The organism is Verrucosispora sp. WMMD703 (assembly GCF_049178935.1).
Taxonomy (GTDB): domain Bacteria; phylum Actinomycetota; class Actinomycetes; order Mycobacteriales; family Micromonosporaceae; genus Micromonospora; species Micromonospora sediminimaris.
In genome coordinates this window covers 3,645,094-3,663,006 of sequence record NZ_JBMHMM010000004.1, presented here as the reverse complement: position 1 = coordinate 3,663,006, position 17,913 = coordinate 3,645,094, and the positions used below count along the sequence as shown (strand labels likewise).

The 17,913-nt window shown below is 73.8% G+C and carries 16 protein-coding genes; 7 read left to right on the top strand and 9 right to left on the bottom strand.

Annotation, left to right across the window (positions count from 1 at the left end):
* The first annotated feature begins 8 nt into the window (after positions 1-8).
* Positions 9-878: a carbohydrate ABC transporter permease gene (locus ACN26Z_RS17320; RefSeq protein WP_093406082.1), complete on the top strand. Its 870-nt coding sequence runs from the start codon at positions 9-11 to the stop codon at positions 876-878.
* On the opposite strand, the gene ACN26Z_RS17315 is transcribed toward ACN26Z_RS17320, so the two are convergent.
* A complete protein-coding gene (locus tag ACN26Z_RS17315; protein ID WP_421462299.1) occupies positions 844-1,395 on the bottom strand; it encodes a DUF1772 domain-containing protein in 552 nt (183 codons plus the stop codon). The genes ACN26Z_RS17320 and ACN26Z_RS17315 overlap by 35 nt on opposite strands.
* Positions 1,396-1,600: 205 nt before the next feature.
* Between ACN26Z_RS17315 and ACN26Z_RS17310 the strand changes: the two genes are divergently transcribed.
* Positions 1,601-3,019, top strand: coding sequence for an RtcB family protein (locus ACN26Z_RS17310; protein ID WP_421462297.1), 1,419 nt, complete (start codon positions 1,601-1,603; stop codon positions 3,017-3,019).
* A gap of 48 nt (positions 3,020-3,067) precedes the next feature.
* Here ACN26Z_RS17310 and ACN26Z_RS17305 read toward each other — a convergent pair whose 3' ends face one another.
* A complete protein-coding gene (locus ACN26Z_RS17305) occupies positions 3,068-3,490 on the bottom strand; it encodes an archease (RefSeq protein ID WP_421462295.1) in 423 nt (140 codons plus the stop codon).
* A 13-nt stretch (positions 3,491-3,503) separates the two neighbouring features.
* Positions 3,504-5,117 carry an LLM class flavin-dependent oxidoreductase gene (locus tag ACN26Z_RS17300; protein ID WP_421462293.1) on the bottom strand — a complete coding sequence of 538 codons (1,614 nt, stop codon included), beginning with the start codon at positions 5,115-5,117 and terminating at the stop codon, positions 3,504-3,506.
* Between the two features lie 108 nt (positions 5,118-5,225).
* Here ACN26Z_RS17300 and ACN26Z_RS17295 point away from each other — a divergent pair, with 108 nt between their 5' ends.
* Both ACN26Z_RS17295 and ACN26Z_RS17290 read left to right on the top strand, forming a co-directional pair.
* Positions 5,226-5,762 carry a MarR family winged helix-turn-helix transcriptional regulator gene (locus tag ACN26Z_RS17295; RefSeq protein ID WP_421462291.1) on the top strand — a complete coding sequence of 179 codons (537 nt, stop codon included), beginning with the start codon at positions 5,226-5,228 and terminating at the stop codon, positions 5,760-5,762.
* Between the two features lie 92 nt (positions 5,763-5,854).
* Entirely contained in the window at positions 5,855-6,457 is a 603-nt protein-coding gene (locus ACN26Z_RS17290; RefSeq protein WP_421462289.1) for an MBL fold metallo-hydrolase, read from the top strand.
* 61 nt (positions 6,458-6,518) lie between these two features.
* Here the strand turns inward: ACN26Z_RS17290 and ACN26Z_RS17285 are convergent, their stop codons facing one another.
* Positions 6,519-7,211, bottom strand: coding sequence for a B3/4 domain-containing protein (locus tag ACN26Z_RS17285; RefSeq protein ID WP_282238401.1), 693 nt, complete (start codon positions 7,209-7,211; stop codon positions 6,519-6,521).
* 18 nt (positions 7,212-7,229) lie between these two features.
* Positions 7,230-7,841: a LysE family translocator gene (locus ACN26Z_RS17280; RefSeq protein ID WP_421462286.1), complete on the bottom strand. Its 612-nt coding sequence runs from the start codon at positions 7,839-7,841 to the stop codon at positions 7,230-7,232.
* 58 nt (positions 7,842-7,899) lie between these two features.
* Between ACN26Z_RS17280 and ACN26Z_RS17275 the strand changes: the two genes are divergently transcribed.
* On the top strand, positions 7,900-9,462 hold the full coding sequence (locus tag ACN26Z_RS17275; protein ID WP_421462284.1) for a PLP-dependent aminotransferase family protein: 1,563 nt from the start codon (positions 7,900-7,902) through the stop codon (positions 9,460-9,462).
* A gap of 9 nt (positions 9,463-9,471) precedes the next feature.
* Here ACN26Z_RS17275 and ACN26Z_RS17270 read toward each other — a convergent pair whose 3' ends face one another.
* Genes ACN26Z_RS17270 through ACN26Z_RS17255 form a run of 4 tightly spaced genes read right to left on the bottom strand, consistent with a single transcriptional unit; the run spans position 9,472 to position 15,519 of the window.
* Entirely contained in the window at positions 9,472-11,856 is a 2,385-nt protein-coding gene (locus tag ACN26Z_RS17270) for a tetratricopeptide repeat protein (protein WP_421462282.1), read from the bottom strand.
* Complete coding sequence (locus tag ACN26Z_RS17265; RefSeq protein ID WP_421462280.1) at positions 11,853-13,616, bottom strand: ABC transporter permease subunit; 1,764 nt, start codon at positions 13,614-13,616, stop codon at positions 11,853-11,855. Before ACN26Z_RS17265 ends, ACN26Z_RS17270 begins: the two co-directional genes overlap by 4 nt.
* Positions 13,613-14,893, bottom strand: coding sequence for an extracellular solute-binding protein (locus tag ACN26Z_RS17260; protein ID WP_421462278.1), 1,281 nt, complete (start codon positions 14,891-14,893; stop codon positions 13,613-13,615). The genes ACN26Z_RS17265 and ACN26Z_RS17260 overlap by 4 nt, the downstream gene beginning before the upstream one ends.
* Entirely contained in the window at positions 14,890-15,519 is a 630-nt protein-coding gene (locus ACN26Z_RS17255) for an ATP-binding cassette domain-containing protein (protein ID WP_421462276.1), read from the bottom strand. Before ACN26Z_RS17255 ends, ACN26Z_RS17260 begins: the two co-directional genes overlap by 4 nt.
* Positions 15,520-15,643: 124 nt before the next feature.
* Here ACN26Z_RS17255 and ACN26Z_RS17250 point away from each other — a divergent pair, with 124 nt between their 5' ends.
* Both ACN26Z_RS17250 and ACN26Z_RS17245 read left to right on the top strand, forming a co-directional pair.
* Positions 15,644-16,291: a phosphotransferase gene (locus ACN26Z_RS17250; protein ID WP_282238408.1), complete on the top strand. Its 648-nt coding sequence runs from the start codon at positions 15,644-15,646 to the stop codon at positions 16,289-16,291.
* 129 nt (positions 16,292-16,420) lie between these two features.
* The gene (locus ACN26Z_RS17245; protein ID WP_421462273.1) at positions 16,421-17,905 is read left to right on the top strand and encodes a flavin-containing monooxygenase; all 1,485 of its coding nucleotides are present in this window, start codon (positions 16,421-16,423) and stop codon (positions 17,903-17,905) included.
* The last annotated feature ends 8 nt before the right edge of the window (positions 17,906-17,913 follow it).

Here is a 17,913-nt window from a genome sequence, read left to right as displayed (position 1 = left end):
TGGCGTTGATGCTGACGCCGTACCTGATCGGGCTGGTCGGTTTGGTGCTGGTGCCGGCCCTGGTCACGCTCGGCATGTCGGTCACCGACTACGACCTGCTGCGTCCGCCGACCTGGGCCGGGCTGGACAACTTCGCCGCCCTGCTGGACGACCCGATCTTCCGGGTGGCGCTGCTCAACTCGGTGGTCTTCGCGCTGGTGGCCGTGCCGCTGCGGGTGCTGCTGGCGCTGGGACTGGCGCTGCTGCTGCACCGCCGGGCGGCCGGCGTCGGCACTGCCCGCACCGCCACGCTGCTGCCCACAGCCGTACCGGAGATCGCGTACGGGCTGCTCTGGCTCTGGCTGTTCAACCCGCTGTACGGGCCGATCAACCAACTGCTGCGGGTGGGCGGGGAGAACGGGCTGACCGTGCTGGGCCGTACCCCGCCGCAGTGGTTGACCGACCCGACAAGCGCCCGCGCCGGGATCATCCTGATGAGCCTGTTCACCATGGGGGAGACCTTCGTGGTGCTGCTGGCCGCCCGGCGGGCGCTGCCCCGCGACGTGTACGAGATGGCCGCCATCGAGGACGCCACCGGCTGGGACGTCTTCCGCCGGATCACCCTGCCGCTGATGGCTCCGGTGCTCGCCCTGCTGGCGGTCCGCGACGCCGTGGCCAGCCTGCACTTCACCTTCGTGCCGGCGTTCGTGGTGACCGACGGCGGCCCCCCGCCGTACGCCACCACCTACCTGTCGCTCTTCGTCTACCAGACCGGATTCGAGTACCTGCGGTACGGCTACGCGGCGGCGGCGACTCTGGTGATGATGCTGCTGACCGTCGCGGCGGTGCTCGTGCAGTGGCGGCTCATCCGCCGCTACCGTCGCTTCTACCAGGTGTGACCGTGGCGCGGGGCCCCTGCTCTCCAGCGACGTTACGGGCCCAGCGCAGCAGAGCGGTGAAGGCCAGCGCGGCGGTCACCGCGCCACCGGCGACCCGCACCCGGTGCCCGGCGACGAACTCCTCCGCCACCTGGCGCAGGTACTGCGGTGAGTGGGTGCCCACCGGGTCGACGAACATGATCTCGTTGCGGGGCCAGAAGAAGACGACCGAGAAGAGGAACTCGCAGGCGACGAAGACCATGGTTGCGGCGGCGACCCACCACCGCAGTCGGCGATCTCGCCAGGTGAGCACCGTGGTGGCGACGCCGAGCAGCACCACCGAGGCGCCCAGCGGCGGGAAGTAGTCGCTCGGGCCGCTGACGCTCAGGAAGTCGCGGGCGCGCTCCAGCGATGCCGGGGCGTCGTGGAAGATGTTCGGGTAGAGCATCACGGTCTCGGCCGCCACGCCGCCGAACGACATCATCGCCGCCCAGGTCAGCGCGATCAGGCCGAGCCAGGTCAGTCTGCTGCGAGACACCGGTCCTCCTACCGGTTCGGCGCCCGTCCGGGCGCGGTCGGTCCGTTGCGCTACGAACGCTAGGTCGGCGACTGTGGGTCAGCTGCCGTCCGGCGACGCGAATGAGGGTCGCCTTTCGACGTACCGCCGCGACTGTCCGGCACGTCCCTGGGCGATGGTCGGCCGCCGCAGGTGTAGGGGCGGCGAACACGGGTAGCTGCCCTCGATGGAGGTGGTCGAGGAGTCGCCGTACCGGTTCCGGATCGAACGGCGTGACCCGATGCGGGTGCCCGGAGTGGTCTTCGCGTCCCGGTCCCTGCTGCCCGACCCGGCGGCGGACCGGTCGCTGGAACAGGTCGCCAACGTGGCCACCCTGCCCGGCATCGTCGACGCCTCGTACGCGATGCCGGACCTGCACTGGGGCTACGGCTTCCCGATCGGCGGGGTCGCCGCCACCGACGTCGAGGCGGGTGGGGTGGTCTCGCCGGGCGGTGTCGGATTCGACATCTCGTGCGGGGTCCGGCTGCTCGCCGCCGACCTGGGCCGCGACGAACTACGCCCGCACCTGGACGCGGTGATGGACGGGCTCGGCGCGGCCACCCCCCGGGGCATGGGCAGCGGGGCGGTGTGGCAGCTGACCAGCCGCGACGAACTGGACGCGGTGCTGCGCGGCGGCTCCCGGTACGCGGTGCGGCGTGGCTTCGGCGTGGAGCGGGACCTGGACCGGTGCGAGGACCACGGCGCGGTGGACGAGGCCGACCCGACCCAGGTCAGCGAGCGGGCGATCGAGCGCGGCGCGCGCCAGGTGGGCAGTCTCGGCTCCGGCAACCACTTTCTGGAGGTACAGGCCGTCGAGCAGGTGTACGACGAGCCGGTGGCCGAGGCGTTCGGGCTGCGTACCGGCCAGGTCTGCGTGATGATCCACTGCGGTTCGCGGGGCCTGGGCCACCAGATCTGCACCGATCACGTGCGGATCATGGAGCGGGTGATGGACCGGCACGGCATCCGGGTACCGGACCGGCAGCTCGCCTGTGCGCCGGTCGCCTCCGCCGAAGGACGTGCCTACCTGGGCGCGATGGCCGCGGCGGCCAACTACGCTCGGGCCAACCGGCAGTTACTAGCCCACGCGGCGGGGCAGATCTTCAGGCGGCAGACCGGTCGGCGACTCGACCTGGTCTACGACGTCTCGCACAACCTCGCCAAGATCGAGGAACATGTCGTGGCGGGGGTCGCGGGCCGGCTGTGCGTCCACCGCAAGGGGGCCACCCGTGCCTTGCCGCCGGGGCACCCCGAGTTGCCCGAGGACCTGCGCGACGCCGGCCAGCCGGTGCTCATCCCCGGCTCGATGGGCACCGGCTCGTACGTGCTGACCGGGGTGAGCGGTTCGCCCGCCTGGGCCTCCACCTGCCACGGGGCGGGCCGGGTGCGCAGTCGCAAGCAGGCCGTCTCCGCCGGGCGCGGCACCGACCCGCGCGGCCAGTTGGAGGCGCAGGACATCGCGGTACGCGGAGCGTCGCGGCGCGGCCTGGCCGAGGAGATGCCGTCGGCGTACAAGGACATCACGGCTGTGGTCGAGGCCGCCGAGGGCGCCGGCCTGTGCCGCAAGGTGGCCCGATTGGTCCCGCTCGGCGTGGTGAAGGGCTGAGCGGCACCTGCCCGACGGTTCGTGGCCGGTGTCGGCCAGCGGGTGACGTCACACGTCCAGCGTCACCGCACAGGACCAGCCGGTTCCGTCCGGACCGAAGCGCAGCTCGTGCAGCGAGACCGCCTTGGGTACCGCGCCGGTGAGCTCCAGGTCGGTGGTGGCGCAGGTGTGCCAGCGCACCAGCAGCCCGTCGACTCCGTCGTCGATCACCTCGGTCGCCAGCGGCAGCTCGTCGGTCGTCTCCATCCGGAAGATCACCTCGTCGAGGACAGCCACCAGCAGGTCACCGTCGGCAGCGGGCGGCGCGTGGAACACCCGTTCGGCACGGGGACGGGCCGCGCCGGGGTCGGTGAACGACCCGACCAGCGCGGCGACCGCCTCGGCGACACAACCGGCCCGGTCCGGTGCCCACGCCTCGATCCGCACGTCGGCGGTGTGCGGTACGCACCGGTGTCCCCGAGCTGGCTGCATTGCTCGATGATGCCTAGTGCGCGCCGAGCCGGGCGATCGGTTCGACCAGTTCGCGTTCCTCGTAGGACAGGTGAGACAGCAGCGTGTCGCTGAGCAGGTCCACCGCGGCGCGCAGGTCGGCCATCCCGTCCGGGGTGGCCACGAAGGCGACAAGCGCCCGGTCGACGCCCTCCAGCACGTCGTGGATGGCGTGGTGTTCCTCCTCGAGCCGGTCGATGACCGGTGCGAGTCGTGGGTCGGCCCGCCGCAGGTGCGGAAAGAGCGACCGGTCCTCGATCGTGTGGTGGGTGGTGACCACCCGGCAGTACGACTCGCAGTAGGTGCCCAACGTCCACTTGTTCTGCCGCATGGTCATCGTGTTGATGTGCGAGCGGGCCGTACCCACGTCGATCAGACCGGCCGCGACCTGCTCGATCAGGTCGTGGATCTGGGCCAGCTCGGCGCGTAGACCGTCGTGCACGTCGATCAGGTGCTGCGCGCCCGCCTGGTCGTGCGCCGTGTAGGTGCGCTGCGGGTCCGGGGCTGGTCCGGCCGGTCGGGCGGCCTCGTCCCACACCCGCACGTCGCTGCGGCGTACGCCGTCATCGGGTGTCGGCACCACGGCGAACGGTGCCGCACCGACCGGGGCCGGGCGGCCGGTCGGCCCGGCCGACGTGGTGTGGCGGCGCGTGCCGCCGGTGGCGCCGGCCGGGTCGGCCCCGGTGCGGGTCCGGTCGGTCGGGGCACCGGTCGGGGGGTCGGCGCGTTCGGCGGCGACCAGTTCCCGGGTGGCCGGTGCCACCTCGGCGGCGAACCGCCGCAGATCGTCCGGATCATCGCTGGCCAGGATGAACGTGCTGATCCCCTCGGTGAGGGCCAGGTCGGCGAGTTCCTCGGCCCACTGCTCGGTCGGACCGTCCAGCGGGCCACGTCCGGTGGCCGCGAACCGTCCGTTGACGTTGAGCAGTCGCCGCACGTCGGCGGGGGAGCGTCCGGCGTCCGCGGCGGCCTCGTCGATGATGGTGTTGCCCCGGGCCAGATCGCCGGGTTGCAGGTAGGCCAGCGACGGTAGCCAGCCGTCCGCCCGCCGCCCGGTCAACGCCAGCATGCGCGGCTTGTAGGCGCCGAGCCAGATACCGACGTCGTGGGCCGGGGCCGGCCCGCGTTTGGCGCCGACCGCCCGGTGGAACTCGCCGGGAACCCGGACGCCGCCCGGGGCGTCGACGTTCCAGATCTGGCGGATGATCTCGATCGCCTCCTCCAGGGCGCGTACCCCCTGACCGGGAGAGAGGCGTCGGCCCCCCATCGCCTCGATGGCGTCCCAGAACGCGCCAGCGCCGAGGCCGAGTTCCATCCGGCCGCCGCTGAGCAGGTCGAGGCTGGCCACGCCCCGGGCGAGCACGGCCGGCGGGCGCAACGGCAAATTGGTGACGTTGGCGGACAGGCGTACCCGTTCGGTGCGAGCCGCGACGAAGCTGAGCAGTGTCCAGGTGTCCAGGAACGCCGGCTGGTACGGGTGGTCCTGAAACGTCACCAGGTCGAGCCCGACCTGCTCGGAGAGCATGGCCAGGCCGACCGGCCGGGTCGGGTCGGCGTTGCCGGGCGTGAGAAACGACCCGAAGGTCAGTGGGTGCCCGTAGTCGCTCATCTCGGCCGTCCTTCCGGTCCTGCGGCGCGGACCCGCGCCGAGACAAATGTTATGTCGCACAGAACATCATTGCTCAAGAAAATATGTGATCTACGCTATCGTGGGCCGATGAGCGGCGCCCAGGCCAGTGATCCGATCAACGACGACCTCGGTTGGATGCTCGGTGTCGTATTTCGCGCCTACCTCCGCGCCGCCGACCATGCCGTCGGTGACCTGCCCGGCGGGCCCCGCGGATACCAGGTGCTCACCTCGGCGGACCGGGAACCGGCCCGCAACCAGGGCACCATCGCCGAGGAGCTGGGCATCGACCGCACGGTGCTGACGTACCTGATCGACGACCTGGAACAGGCCGGGCTGGTGGTCCGCCGACCCGACCCGGCGGACCGGCGCAGCCGCCTGGTCACCCTCACCGAGACCGGGCGGACGGCTGCTCGGCACCGTCGCGAAGCCCTCGCCGCAGTCGAGGCGCGCTTGTTGCGGGAGTTGTCGCCGGAGCAGGCTGGCACCCTGCGTGACCTGCTGCAACGGGTGGCCTGCGCGGCGCAGGCGGACGACCCGCTGACCGACCTGTGTCAGGTGGCCGAGGCGGCGGCGGAGCGGCCGCCAGCCGGTCGCGCGGGCCGGCGGCGTTCGACCCAGAGCTGAAGCCGCACGTCACCGGGCGCGTCGGCCGGCAACGGCACGTACGCCCCCGGGCGGGGCACCCGGCGGCTGGTTGCTCGGCGTACCGTCCCGGAATGCGGCTCACGAAGTACACGCACTCCTGCATCCGACTCGAACACGACGGCGTCGTGCTCGTCATCGACCCGGGCACCTGGAGCGAGCCGCGGGCTCTGGTCGGCGCGGACGCCGTACTTGTCAGCCACGAGCACACCGACCACATCGACGTGCTCCGGCTCGCCGGCCTCGGTGTGCCGGTCTTCGCGCCGGAGGGGGCCGTGCTGCCGGACCTGGCGCCGCTGACGGTGACCCGGGTGCGCCCGGGTCAGCGCTTCACCGCCGCCGGCCTCGACGTCACCGCAGTCGGCGGACGGCACGCCACCATCCACGGCGGGCAACCCGACTGCCCGAACCTCGGTTACCTCGTGGCCGACACGGTCTACCACCCGGGCGACTCGCTGGCCCCACCGGACCGGCCGGTGCGGACCCTGCTGGTGCCGGCGCAGGCGTCCTGGCTGAAACTGACCGAGGCGATCGACTTCGCGGTCGGGGTCGGTGCGGCCGAGGTCCTGCCGATCCACGACGCCCAACTCAACGAGCGTGGCCTGGCCAGCGTCAACGGCTGGTTCGGCGAGACCGTGCCCGGCTACCGCTACCTCGCACCGGGCGAGACCCGCTGACCCATGCGGACCCGGGACGGCCGCCCCGTGCCGGCCGCCCCGTGCCCAGCGTGACCGGCAGCTACGCCTCGAACCGAGGCGCGTCCGGGCTCAACATGCTGGTGCGTGCCGAGACGCCCCAGCCGTGCCGCAACCCGGCGGCGAGCGCGTCGAGCACCGCAGGCACATCGCGGTCCGCCTGGTGGTGCATCGCCTCCACCACCACCAGGACGGTGCGGGTGTCGTCGCGCACCGCCGACCACCCGCTCTGCCGATTGGTCCACCGGCGCGCGTGGGCCCGGCCGAGCGGATCCGTGAAGATCACCTCACCGGGCTCGGGGTGCTCCTCGACCCCACCGAAGGTCAGATAGCGCTCGTCGCCCCGGGCCGGGCGTACCTCGATGCCGCCACCACACCTGTCGACGTCGAGGATCCCCACCGGCACGGCGTACGCGGCCGAGACGGCGTTGCCGAGGTCCACCAGCGGGCTCACCCTCGGCAGGTCGCCGGCCGTGCGCAGCCGCCGCAGCAGCGATTCCGCCGCGCACCGGTACTTCGTGGGAGCCAGGCCCATCCGCGTGAAGGCCCGCCGCCACGCCTGGATCTCCGCGAACGTCGCCTCGGTGCTCCCGTCGAGCCTGCGCCGGGCCGTCCCGAGCAACTCGGCCAGCGGCAGCTCGGCGCGGGGCTTCCCGGCGACGCCCTCGGCGTACAGCACGCCGGCGACGAGCGAGGGGTGCTGCGCCCACACCTGTGGTGAGTGCTGGAAGAACATGTTCGGCTCCTCGTCCACTCACGCCTCGGCGCGGGCCAGCAGCAGCCCGAGCCCCAGGAACGACCCGGCGAAGCACCGGCGCAACCAGTCGGCCACCCGAGGGCGGTCGAGCACCCGCCGGCGTACGGCGGCGGCGCCGAGCCCGTAGCCGACGAAGACCACAAGCGTCGTCGCGGTGAAGACCGCACCCAGGCCGAGCATCCGGCCGAGCGCACCCGGGCTGCCGGGCTCAACGAACTGCGGCAGGAACGCGACGAAGAAGATCGTCAACTTCGGGTTGAGCAGGTTCATCGCCACCGCCGAGCCGATGATCCGGCCGGCCGGCGGGGCGGGGCCGTGGTCGTCAACGGTGAACGCGCCCCGCTCGCGTACCGTCGCCACCGCCAGCCAGAGCAGGTAGCCCACGCCCAGGTACTTGATCAGGTCGAAGGCCAGCGCGCTGGAGTGCAGCAGCGCGGCGAGCCCGGTCACCGCCGCCAGCAGGTGCGGCAACGTGGCCAACGTGCCACTCACGGCGGCGAGCAGCGCGGCCCGGTGCCCACCGGTCAGCCCGGCGGAGAGGGTGAACAGCACCCCGGCGCCCGGGGTCACGACGACCACCAGCGTGGTCAGCAGGAATGCGATGGTCACGAGAACTGCTTCCTGGTCGGTGATGGGTTCACCACCACCCTGCCGGCAGAATGGTCCGATGGGCAGTGCCAAAGACATGTCCGTCGACAGGTCCATAACGGTCGGAGCGTATCGGGGCCGGACGCCTCGCCCGGCAGCGGAGCCGACCCTCAACGCCGGGGCGGACTTCCTGCACCTGGACGTCGGGCAGGCGCCACCCGGAGGCCGGGCAACCTGGCTCACGGACCGGCTGCGCCGGGCGATCGCCGACGGCGTGATCCCCATCGGATCCCGGCTGCCGGCCACCCGCACCCTCGCCGCCGACCTGGGCGTGTCGCGGGGCGTGGTGGTCGAGGCGTACCAGCGCCTGATGGAGGACGGGCACGTCGCCGGCCGAGGCCGCGCCGGCACGACGGTCGTGGCCAGCGCCCTCACCGCGACCAACGCCGTCGCCGAGCCGGCCGGGCCGCCGGGCGACGCGTCGCCGGCCCGGGTGGTCGATCCGGCCGCCGTGTTCCGGCTCGCACCCGGCACCGACGTCTTCGACACGGTACGCACCATCCCGGCCCACATCGACCTCACGCCCGGCGTACCCGATCTCGCGGCGTTTCCCCGCGCGGACTGGCTGCGGGCCGAGAAGGCGGTGCTCGGCCGGTTGGTCGCCGCCGACCTCGGCTACGGCGACCCGTGCGGCACGCCGGCCCTGCGCCGGGCCGTCGCCGGATGGCTGGCCCGCAACCGGGGCATCACCGTCGACCCGGCCGAGGTCATCGTCACCACCGGAGTCTCCCAGGCGCTCGGCCTGCTGGCCCAGGCGCTGCGCGACGACGGCGTGACCACGGTCGGCGTGGAGGACCCGGGCTCGCTCGGCGTCCGTCAGCACCTCGACAACTGGCGGCTGACCACCGTGCCGATCCCGGTGGACGCTGCCGGGGTGCGGGTGGACGAGCTGACGGCCAGCGGAGTGCCGGCGGTGATGCTCACCCCGGCGCACCAGTTCCCGACCGGCGCGGTGCTCGACGGCGAACGGCGTCGCCAACTCGCCGGCTGGACCCGCGCGGGCGGGCTGGTCATCGAGGACGACTACGACGCCGAGCACCGCTACGACCGCCCGCCGGTGCCCGCGCTGCGGGCCATCCTGCCCGAGCGGGTGTGCTACGCCGGCAGCGTGTCGAAGCTGCTCGCCCCGGCACTGCGGATCGGCTGGCTGCTGGTGCCCCGCCGCTACCGGGACGCGGTGGTGGCGGCCAAACGCAACGCCGACCTGGGAAACGCCGTGCTGCCCCAACTCGTGCTCGCCGAGCTGATCACCAGCGGGGCGTTCGAACGGCAACTGCGGTTGCTGCGTCGGCGGCACGTACGCCGCCGGGACGCGATGACCGCCGCGCTGGCCCGGCACCTGCCGGAGGCGACCGTCCACGGCGCGGCGGCCGGGCTGCACCTGACGGTCACCCTGGACAGCGACGTGGTCGACACGGAACTCGCGGCGGCGGCGCTGGCACGTGGGGTGAAGGTGCAGCCGTTGTCCTGGCACTGCCTGCGGCCCTACCGGCCCGGCCTGGTGCTGGGCTACGCGGCCAACACCGCCTCGGCCATCGACGCGGGCATCGCCACCGTCGCGGCGGCGCAGCACGGCGGGTAGCCGCCACGATCACCCCGGGCGGGGCTCGGCCGGGTGCTCACCGCCCAGTCGGGCGTCGGCCGCCTGCTGGCCGTCGTCGTCCCCGGCCACCTCGCAGATCGCCGCCGCGTCCGCCCAGTGCCCACGGGCCTCCTCGTGGTCGCCGAGCGCGGCCGCCGCGTCGCCCAGGTGCAACAGCGTCCGGCCCAACCCGGCGTCCGGGCGGCCACCCTCGCGCAGCCGCCAACTCTCGGCCAGCAACTCGTACGCCTGACGGGCCTGTCCCGGCGCCACGCCGAGCAACGCCACGCCCGCGTTGAGCAGCGCCACCGCCCGGTTGGTCGGGTCACCGAGCGACTCGTACTCGCGCAGCGCGGCCCGCCACGCCTGCGCCGCGTCGAGGTGCTCACCCATCGCCGAGTGGACCAGCACCAGATTGGTCAACGCCGCCGCGTAGCCGCGTGCGTCGCCGAGCGACCGGAACGAGTTTGCCGCCCGTACCAGCAGGTCGTGCGCGGTCTCCAGCTCGTGCCGCGCCAGCCGCGCCGCCCCCAGCCCGAGGTCGCTGAGCGCCCGACCGGCGCGGTCGGCGCTGGCCCGGTGTCGCCGCGACAGCTCCAGATGCTCCACCGCCTCGTCGGTGCGGCCGAGGTCGAGCAGGGCCAGCCCGAGATTCATCCGCGCCTGGGCAGTGCCCCGGCGGCCCTGCCCGGCTACCGCCAGACTGAGCGCGGCCACCGCACCGTACGGGTCGTGCCGGCGACGACGCAGCACACCCAGCTCGTTGTGGGCCCAACCGGCGATCTCCGGCCGGTCCTGGGCGGTGGGGTTGGCCAGCACGGTCCGGCAGACGTCCTCCCACTCGTCGAGCCGTTCGGTGTGGGCGAGCCAGCCGCACAGCGCCACGGCCAGCCGGAACCACCAGTCCCGCACCCGACCCGGCAGGGTCTCCACCGCGCCGGCCGGCACCTTGACCACCGCCAGCAGCAACTCCTGATGCAGGTCGAACCAGCCGTACGGATCGTCGTCGGGCAGCCGCTGGCCGCGGTCGAGAGCACCGGTCGCCAGGGCGGCCACCTGCTGCTCGGCCCGGCGGGCCAGATGCCGGGTCAGCCGCGCCTGCACGGTGACCCGCCGGTGCACCGGCTCGGCCTCCCGCAGATGCATCCGGGCGTACCCGGCGAGCAGCGGACGGATCTCGTACCGGTCGCCGGGCGCGCCGACGACGAAGGCACCGTCAGCCAGCTCGTCCAACAGGGCGGCGACCCGGTGTGGTCGGCGTCCGGCGAGCGCGGCGATGGTCGCCCGGTCCAGCGGTACCCGGCTCAGCGACAGCAACCGCCACAGCCGGCGAGCCTCGCCGCTGAGCGCGTGGTAAGCGGTGTCGCGAGCGGTGACCAACCCCGTCACCGGTGACACACCCACCCGCTGGTGCGGCGGTGTGTCGACGGCGCGGTGCAGCGCGTGCAGCACGTCGGCGGGCCGCCAGCCGTGCTGTGCGCTGCGTCGTCCCAGCTCGGTCACCGTGCGCGGCTGTCGTCCGCACAGCTCGACGATGGTCCGTACCGCCGGGTCGGAACGCGGGTCCGGGCGGTGCGGGCGGGCCACCGCGGTGGCCGCTCCGGCGTCGGCGAACATCTCCACCGCATCGTCGACGTCCGGCTCGGCCAGCCAGTACGCCACCACCCCGTCGACGGCGGCGAGCCGGCCGGTGCCGGCCAGCAGCAGCCGGCAGGCCCGAGCGGTCGGCGGTAGCAGCGGCCGGACCTGCGCCGGTGAGTCCACGTTGTCGAGCACCAGCAGCACCTTGCGGCCGTCCAACTGGCCGCGCAGCTCGTCGGCGGCGTCGGCCAGGTCGTCCGGCCGACCGGACCGGGGCGCCCGGGTGCCGACGATGCGGGCCAGCGCGGCCAGCACCTCCCGGGGCGAGCGGGCCCGACCACCTCGGCGCAGGTCGAGGTAGTACTGCCCGTCGGGGAAGTCCGCACGGCTCAGGTTCGCCGCCTGGATCGCGCACCAGGACGTACCGACGGCGCGCCGGCCCACCACCGCCACCGCGTGTTCCGGGGCGAGCATGGCCACCACCGCCTCCGCCTGGCCCTGCCGACCGGTGTACCCGGCCGGCCAGGGCAGCGTCGGTGCGCTGCTGCCCGCCTGCGCCTCGGCCTCGTCGCCGGCCAGTAGCTGCTCGCGTTGCCGCCGCCGCCACTCCACCACGAAGGAGGCGGCCACCCCGAGCGCCGCCAGGCCCAGGCTCGCCGAGCCGAGGACGGTCAGCGACAACTCGGAGAGCAGGTTGCCGGTGACGTTGCCGAGCACGGCGCTTACCCCGGCGCCCACCACCCCGCCGGCGGCCAGCAGCACGCTCAACAGCCGGGACCGCCGGCCCGCCCGCCGGGGCGGGGCCCCGGTCACCGCACACCCCCGGCGACCAACCCGGCCACCACCTGCCGGCGGGCCAGCACGAACACCAGCACCGGCAGGATCGAGGCGAGTACACAACCGGCGGCGAGCGTGCCGCTGCCGGCCACGAAGCCGCGGGTCTGCCCGGCGAGGAACAGCCCGAGCGGGGCGGCGTCCGGACCGCTGAACAGCAGACCCACCACCAGGTCGTTCCACACCTGCACGAACTCCAGGACCGCCACCGCCACCAGCGCGGTGCGGTTGTGCCGGGCCAACCGGCGCAACGTGCCCCACCAGTGCCGCCCGCCGATCCGGGCGCCACGGACCTGCTCGGCGGGCAGGTCGGCGAAGGAGTTGCGCAGTACCAGCACCGCGAACGGAACACCCAGGGCGATGTGCACCAGGGCCACGCCCCGGGCCGTGCCGGAGGACAACGCCAGCCCGAGCACCTCGTTGAGCGGGCCGGCGATCACCTGCACCGGGACCACCACCGCGGCCATCAGCACCAGCCCGGTGAGCTGGGCGGCCGGCCCGGTCAGCCAGGCCAGCGGATAGGCGGCGAGCAGCGCGACGCCCAGCACCGCGGCGGTGACGACGACGGCGAGCACCAGCGTGAAGCCGAGGCTGCGCCACAGCTCCGCGCCGCTGAGCACAGCCCGGTAGGAGTCCAGACCTGGCGGGCCGGACCACCAGCCGCCGGTGGCCGCTCGTACCGGATTCTGCAACGACGTGGCGGCCAACACCCCGAGCGGCAGCAGCCAGGCGATCGCCGCGCCCGCGGCGAGCAGCCGGACCAGCCGGCGCGGTGGCCGCGCGGTCACCGCGCCGCTCGCCGGCTGCTGCGGCGGCGGCCACGCCTGCCGGACGAACAGGGCCACCACCAGCATGCCGGCGGTCACCGCGACCAGCCAGACGACGCCCAGGGCGGCGCCCTCGCCGGTGGTCGTCGCACCGGACGTCTGCCAGATCCGCAGCGACAGCACCGCGGCCTCGTCGCGTACCGAGCCCGGGGTCATCACCAGGATCAGGTCGAAGGTGCGGCTGGTGCCGATCGCGACCAGGGCGAAGACCACCGCGACGGTACGCAGTAGCAGCGGTCGCCACTGCGCATCCCAGAGCACGTCGCGGCGGGTGCCGCCGAAGGCCCGGACCGCGTCGATGAGCCCGGTCGGCACCGCGTCGAGAGCGGCCCGGAACACCAGCATCGCCAGCCCGACCCAGGCCCACACGAACGCCGACATCACCGCCACGGTGACCAGGTCCGGCCCGAGCAGTTGGGGCAGCTGCTCCGGGTCGCGTCCGGTCACCCGGGCCAGCAGCAGGGTGGCCAGCCCGCGCCCCGGGTCGGGGTCGTAGAGCAGCCGGAAGGTCACGCCGGTGACCACCAGCGGCAGCGCGGTCGGCACCACCAGGATGAGCCGGACCAGCCAGCCCTCCTGGGAACGGCGGGAGGCCACGGCGAGCAGATAGCCCAGGACGGTGACCACCGTCGGTACCAGCAGCGCCCACAGCAGGGTGCGCCCGATCACCGCGGCGGTGCCGGGGGCGGCGAGGGCGGCCCGGTAGTGTTCGCCGCCCACCCAGCGGCCGTCGGTGGTGACGCTGGCGTGCACGGTACGCAGCACCGGCCAGGCCAGCAGGCCGCCGAGCAGCAGCACCGCCGGTGCCAGCAGCGCCCAGCCGACGCCGGCCGCCGGATAGGCCCGGCCGCGTCGAGGCGGCCCGACATCGTCGAGCACCGCCAGCTCGCCAAGCAGCGGGCCCCGGCTCACCTGCCGCCCCCCGCCGCCGCCCGGGCCGCCTCCGCCAGCTGTCCGGTGGCCCGGCCGACCGCCTCCCGGGCCGGCACCCCGTCGGTCACGTTCATGAAGAAGTCCTGCATGATCCGCCAGATCCCCACCCCGTCGGTGCCGGTGAAGGTGCCGGGCAGCTGGTCGGAGAGGTCGAACTGCACGCTGTCGGCGGCGCGCAGCTCGCTGGCGAGGCGCCGGCGCAACGGGTCGCGGTAGCTGGCCACCGGCACGGCGAGGTTGGGGGAGAGGTAACCCCCGGCGTCGAGCCAGGGCAGGAAGGCCACCGCGTCGCTGAGCCAGCGCACCAGCTCCGCCCCGCCGTCGGAGCCGGCGAACGCCACCGCCGCGTCGCCACCGACGATCAGCGGCTGGTCGGCCACCCGGGCGCCGGGGAAACGGAACGTGGCAAGCGGCTCGGTGCCCCGGCGGAACCGGCCGACCACCGCGTCGACGAAGTCGGCCTCGAACACCATGGTCGCCTCGCGGTGGTGCACCACCTGAATGATCGACTCCTCGAACTGGGTGAGCAGGGCCCGCCGCCCGCCGCCCGGGAACGCCCCAGCCACACTCCACAGCTCGGCGAGCCGCTCCAACGCGTACCGCACCGGCCGGCCCCGCCAGTCGGCCTCACCACGGGCCAGCGCCGCGTACAGGTCCACGTCGGCGACGTCGCCGAGCACGTTCTCGAACCAGTCGGTGAGCACCCAGCCGTCGGCGGCACCGATCGCCAACGGGGCCGGGCCCGCACCCGCCCGGTGCCGTTCGCCGAGCCGGCGGGTCAACCGCACAAGCGCGTCCCAGGACCTGGGCGGCTCGGCCAGCATCGACGGGAAGTGCCAGAACAACGACTTGTGGGCCGCCTTGACCCAGACGCCGTAGCGACGCCCGTCGACGCTGAGCAGGTCGCGCATCCCCACCGGGGCGGTGTAGCTGACCGCCGGGGTCACCTCGCTGAGCCAGCCCCGCCGGGCGTACTCGACGACCAGACCGGGTCGGGGCAGGATCGCCACGTCGGGACTGGTGCCGGCGGCGCGGCGCGCGGTCAGAAACGCGTCGATGTCGTTGCCCACGCTGACCACCTGCACGGTCGTCGGGTAGCCGGCGACCACCTCGCGGAACCGGCCCAACTCGCCGCCGGCCCAGACGACCGCCACCTGCACCGACCGGTGCCCCTGCCCACAGCCACCGGCCATCGCGCCGGTGGCCGCCGCGGCGGCGCCCAGCAGCGTACGGCGACGCAACCCGGCCCCGGTCATGCCCGCACCGCCGGCTGGACCGGGCCGGGCGGGACGTCGTCGACGAGTGGCACCCGCTCGGTCACGCCGGCCAGCACCTCCTCCTCGGCTGAGCAGAGCAGCACCGTCACGCCCGGGGCGTCCGGTGGGGCCGTGCGCTGGAGCAGGTCCGGTAGGAAGACCCCGTCGACCGGGGCCGGCAGGTCGACCACCAGCACCTCGGGCAGACAGGCCATGGCCCGGGCGAGTGCGACCCGGAATCGTTGCGCCTCGGACAGCAGGTGCGGGCGCAGACCCAGCGTGGGGGCGAGTTCGAGCCGGTCGACCAGGGCGGCCGCCCAGCCCTCGGCGACGTCGCGTACCCACCGGCGTCGGCGCTGACCGTAGGAGATGTTGCGGCCGACGGTGAGGTGGGGCAGCAGGGCGCCGCCGGCCGGCACGTATCCGATGCGACGGCGCAGCGGCGGCAGGTCGGTGACGTCGCGGCCGCCGACCAGGATCCGGCCGGTGACCGGCGCGGCCAGCCCGGCCACCACCCGCGCCACGGCCGTGGCCGGCCGGGGCCGGGCGATCAGGGCGACCGTCGCGCCGACGGTCACGTCGATGTCGAGCGGCGACATGTCCGGCACGGCAACGAGGTCGTGCATGCGTAACGTGACCATCACCTCCGGCGAGCCTCGCTGTCATCCCAGCCTGTCACAGGCGCACCACGCTCGGTGTCCTCGACCGCCGTCCATCGTGGCCTGGGCGCTGCCGGTTACCGTGCCACCCATGGGAGCGACCCCCTTCGCCGCCGGCCGTGACGCCGACGTGTACGCCCTCGACGGCGGCCGGGTGCTGCGCCGCTACCGCGACGGCACCGACGTCGCCGTCGAGGCCCGATTCATGTCCCACCTGCACGCCGCCGGATTCCCGGTACCCCGGGTGCACCGCGCCGACGGTGCGGACCTGGTGATGCAGCGGGTGACCGGACCGACGATGCTCCAGGCGCTGGTCGACGGCACGACCGAGGTCGACGCCGCCGCCCGGATCCTCGCCGGCCTGCACCGCCGGCTGCACACCGTGCCACCACTGCCGGACGCGTCCGCAGGCGAGCGGATCCTGCACCTGGACCTGCACCCGGAAAACGTCATCCTCGCGCCGAGCGGTCCGGTGCTCGTCGACTGGCGCAACGTGCGCCACGGCCCACCCGGTCTGGACGTCGCCATGACCGCGCTGATCCTCGCCCAGGTCGCCGTCGACCCCGATCAGCCGATGGCCGACGCCGCCGCTGCCGCCCTGCGGACCTACCTGCTGGTGATCCGCGAGCATGCCGTACCGCTCGTCGCCGACGCCCTGGCGATCCGGCGCGCCAACCCCACCCAGACCGCCACCGAACTCGCGCTGCTCGACACCGCGGCGGCCCTGCTCACCTCCTGACTCGCGGATCTTGCGCTTGTGGCCGCCGGGATGCCCTTTTTGTCGCTGTGCGGCGGCAGAAAGTGCAAGATCGCGGCGGGGGTGGGTGGGAGGGTAGGGTCCGGTCGTTGGCGTGGGGTGGGAGGTGGAATGGGTCGGGAGCATGTCGACGTGCTCATCGTCGGCGCCGGTCTCTCCGGCATCGGAGCCGCCTGCCACCTGCGGCGTCGCCACCCGGGCCGGACCTACGCCCTGGTCGAGGCGCGCGACGCGATCGGGGGCACCTGGGACCTGTTCCGCTACCCCGGGGTGCGTTCGGACTCGGACATGTTCACCCTCGGCTACTCGTTCGCGCCGTGGACCGCCCCGAAGAGCCTCGCCGACGGCGACACCATCCGCGACTACCTGCGGCGTACGGCCGACGAGCACGACGTCACCCGACACATCCGGTTTCGGCACCGCGTCCAGCGGGCCGACTGGGACAGCCACCGGGCCCGCTGGACGGTGCACGTACGCCGCGAGGACACCACCGAGACCGTCGTACTGACCTGCTCGTTCCTGTACGCCTGCACCGGCTACTACCGGTACGAGGCGGGCCACACGCCGCACTTCACCGGCCAGGAGCGGTTCACCGGCCGGATCGTGCATCCGCAGCAGTGGCCCGCCGACCTCGACCTCACCGGCCGTCGGGTGGTGGTGATCGGCAGCGGCGCCACCGCCGTGACGCTGGTGCCGGCGTTGGCCCGACGGGCGGCCCGGGTGACGATGCTGCAACGCTCACCGACGTACCTGCTGGCGCTGTCCTCCCGCGACCGGCTCGCCGACGCCGTACGGCGGCTGCTGCCGGCGCGGCTGGCGCACCAGACCGTGCGCTGGAAGAACATCCTGCTCGCCACGGCCAACTACCAGCTCAGCCGGCGCGCCCCCGGGCTGGTACGCCGGCTGCTGCGGCGCGGGGCGGCCCGCCGGCTGCCCGCCGGCTTCGACGTCGAACGGCACTTCACCCCCCGCTACGACCCGTGGGACCAGCGGCTGTGCGTGGTCCCCGACGGTGACCTGTTCACCGTGCTCTCCGACGGGCGGGCCGAGGTGGCCACCGACACGGTGGACACCTTCACCGCCCGGGGCATCCGGCTGGCCTCGGGTCGGGAACTGCCGGCCGACGTGGTGGTCACCGCCACCGGGCTGGACCTGCTCGCCCTCGGCGGGATGACCCTGCGGGTGGACGGGACGGAGGTGGACCTGCCGGAGACCGTCGCGTACAAGGGAATGATGCTCTCCGGGGTGCCGAACTTCGCGATGACCATCGGTTACACCAACGCCTCCTGGACGCTCAAGGCCGACCTGGTGGCCGGCTACGTGTGCCGGCTGCTGCGCCACCTGGACCGCACCGGAACCCAGATCGTCACCCCGCTCGCCCCGCCACCAGGCCCGCGTACGCCGTTGATCGGCCTAACCTCCGGTTACGTGCGCCGCGGCGTCGGCAGGCTGCCCCGCCAGGGCACCCGGGCACCGTGGCGGCTGCACCAGAACTACCTGCGTGACCTGCTGCCCATGCGGTACGGCCGGCTGACCGACCCCAATGTCCGGTTCGACCGGGCCGGCGCGCCGCCACGGAGCCGGGTTGACGCCTAGGTTCTGCG

What these genes read in the sequence shown, in the direction of transcription:
- ACN26Z_RS17255 (WP_421462276.1), bottom strand. Translation starts at nt 15,519, where the DNA reads ATGCACGACCTCGTTGCCGTGCCGGACATGTCGCCGCTCGACATCGAC.
- ACN26Z_RS17260 (WP_421462278.1), bottom strand. Translation starts at nt 14,893, where the DNA reads ATGACCGGGGCCGGGTTGCGTCGCCGTACGCTGCTGGGCGCCGCCGCG.
- ACN26Z_RS17320 (WP_093406082.1), top strand. Translation starts at nt 9, where the DNA reads ATGCTGACGCCGTACCTGATCGGGCTGGTCGGTTTGGTGCTGGTGCCG.
- ACN26Z_RS17295 (WP_421462291.1), top strand. Translation starts at nt 5,226, where the DNA reads ATGAGCGGCGCCCAGGCCAGTGATCCGATCAACGACGACCTCGGTTGG.
- ACN26Z_RS17250 (WP_282238408.1), top strand. Translation starts at nt 15,644, where the DNA reads ATGGGAGCGACCCCCTTCGCCGCCGGCCGTGACGCCGACGTGTACGCC.
- ACN26Z_RS17305 (WP_421462295.1), bottom strand. Translation starts at nt 3,490, where the DNA reads ATGCAGCCAGCTCGGGGACACCGGTGCGTACCGCACACCGCCGACGTG.
- ACN26Z_RS17275 (WP_421462284.1), top strand. Translation starts at nt 7,900, where the DNA reads ATGGGCAGTGCCAAAGACATGTCCGTCGACAGGTCCATAACGGTCGGA.
- ACN26Z_RS17300 (WP_421462293.1), bottom strand. Translation starts at nt 5,117, where the DNA reads ATGAGCGACTACGGGCACCCACTGACCTTCGGGTCGTTTCTCACGCCC.
- ACN26Z_RS17310 (WP_421462297.1), top strand. Translation starts at nt 1,601, where the DNA reads ATGGAGGTGGTCGAGGAGTCGCCGTACCGGTTCCGGATCGAACGGCGT.
- ACN26Z_RS17245 (WP_421462273.1), top strand. Translation starts at nt 16,421, where the DNA reads ATGGGTCGGGAGCATGTCGACGTGCTCATCGTCGGCGCCGGTCTCTCC.
- ACN26Z_RS17285 (WP_282238401.1), bottom strand. Translation starts at nt 7,211, where the DNA reads ATGTTCTTCCAGCACTCACCACAGGTGTGGGCGCAGCACCCCTCGCTC.
- ACN26Z_RS17290 (WP_421462289.1), top strand. Translation starts at nt 5,855, where the DNA reads ATGCGGCTCACGAAGTACACGCACTCCTGCATCCGACTCGAACACGAC.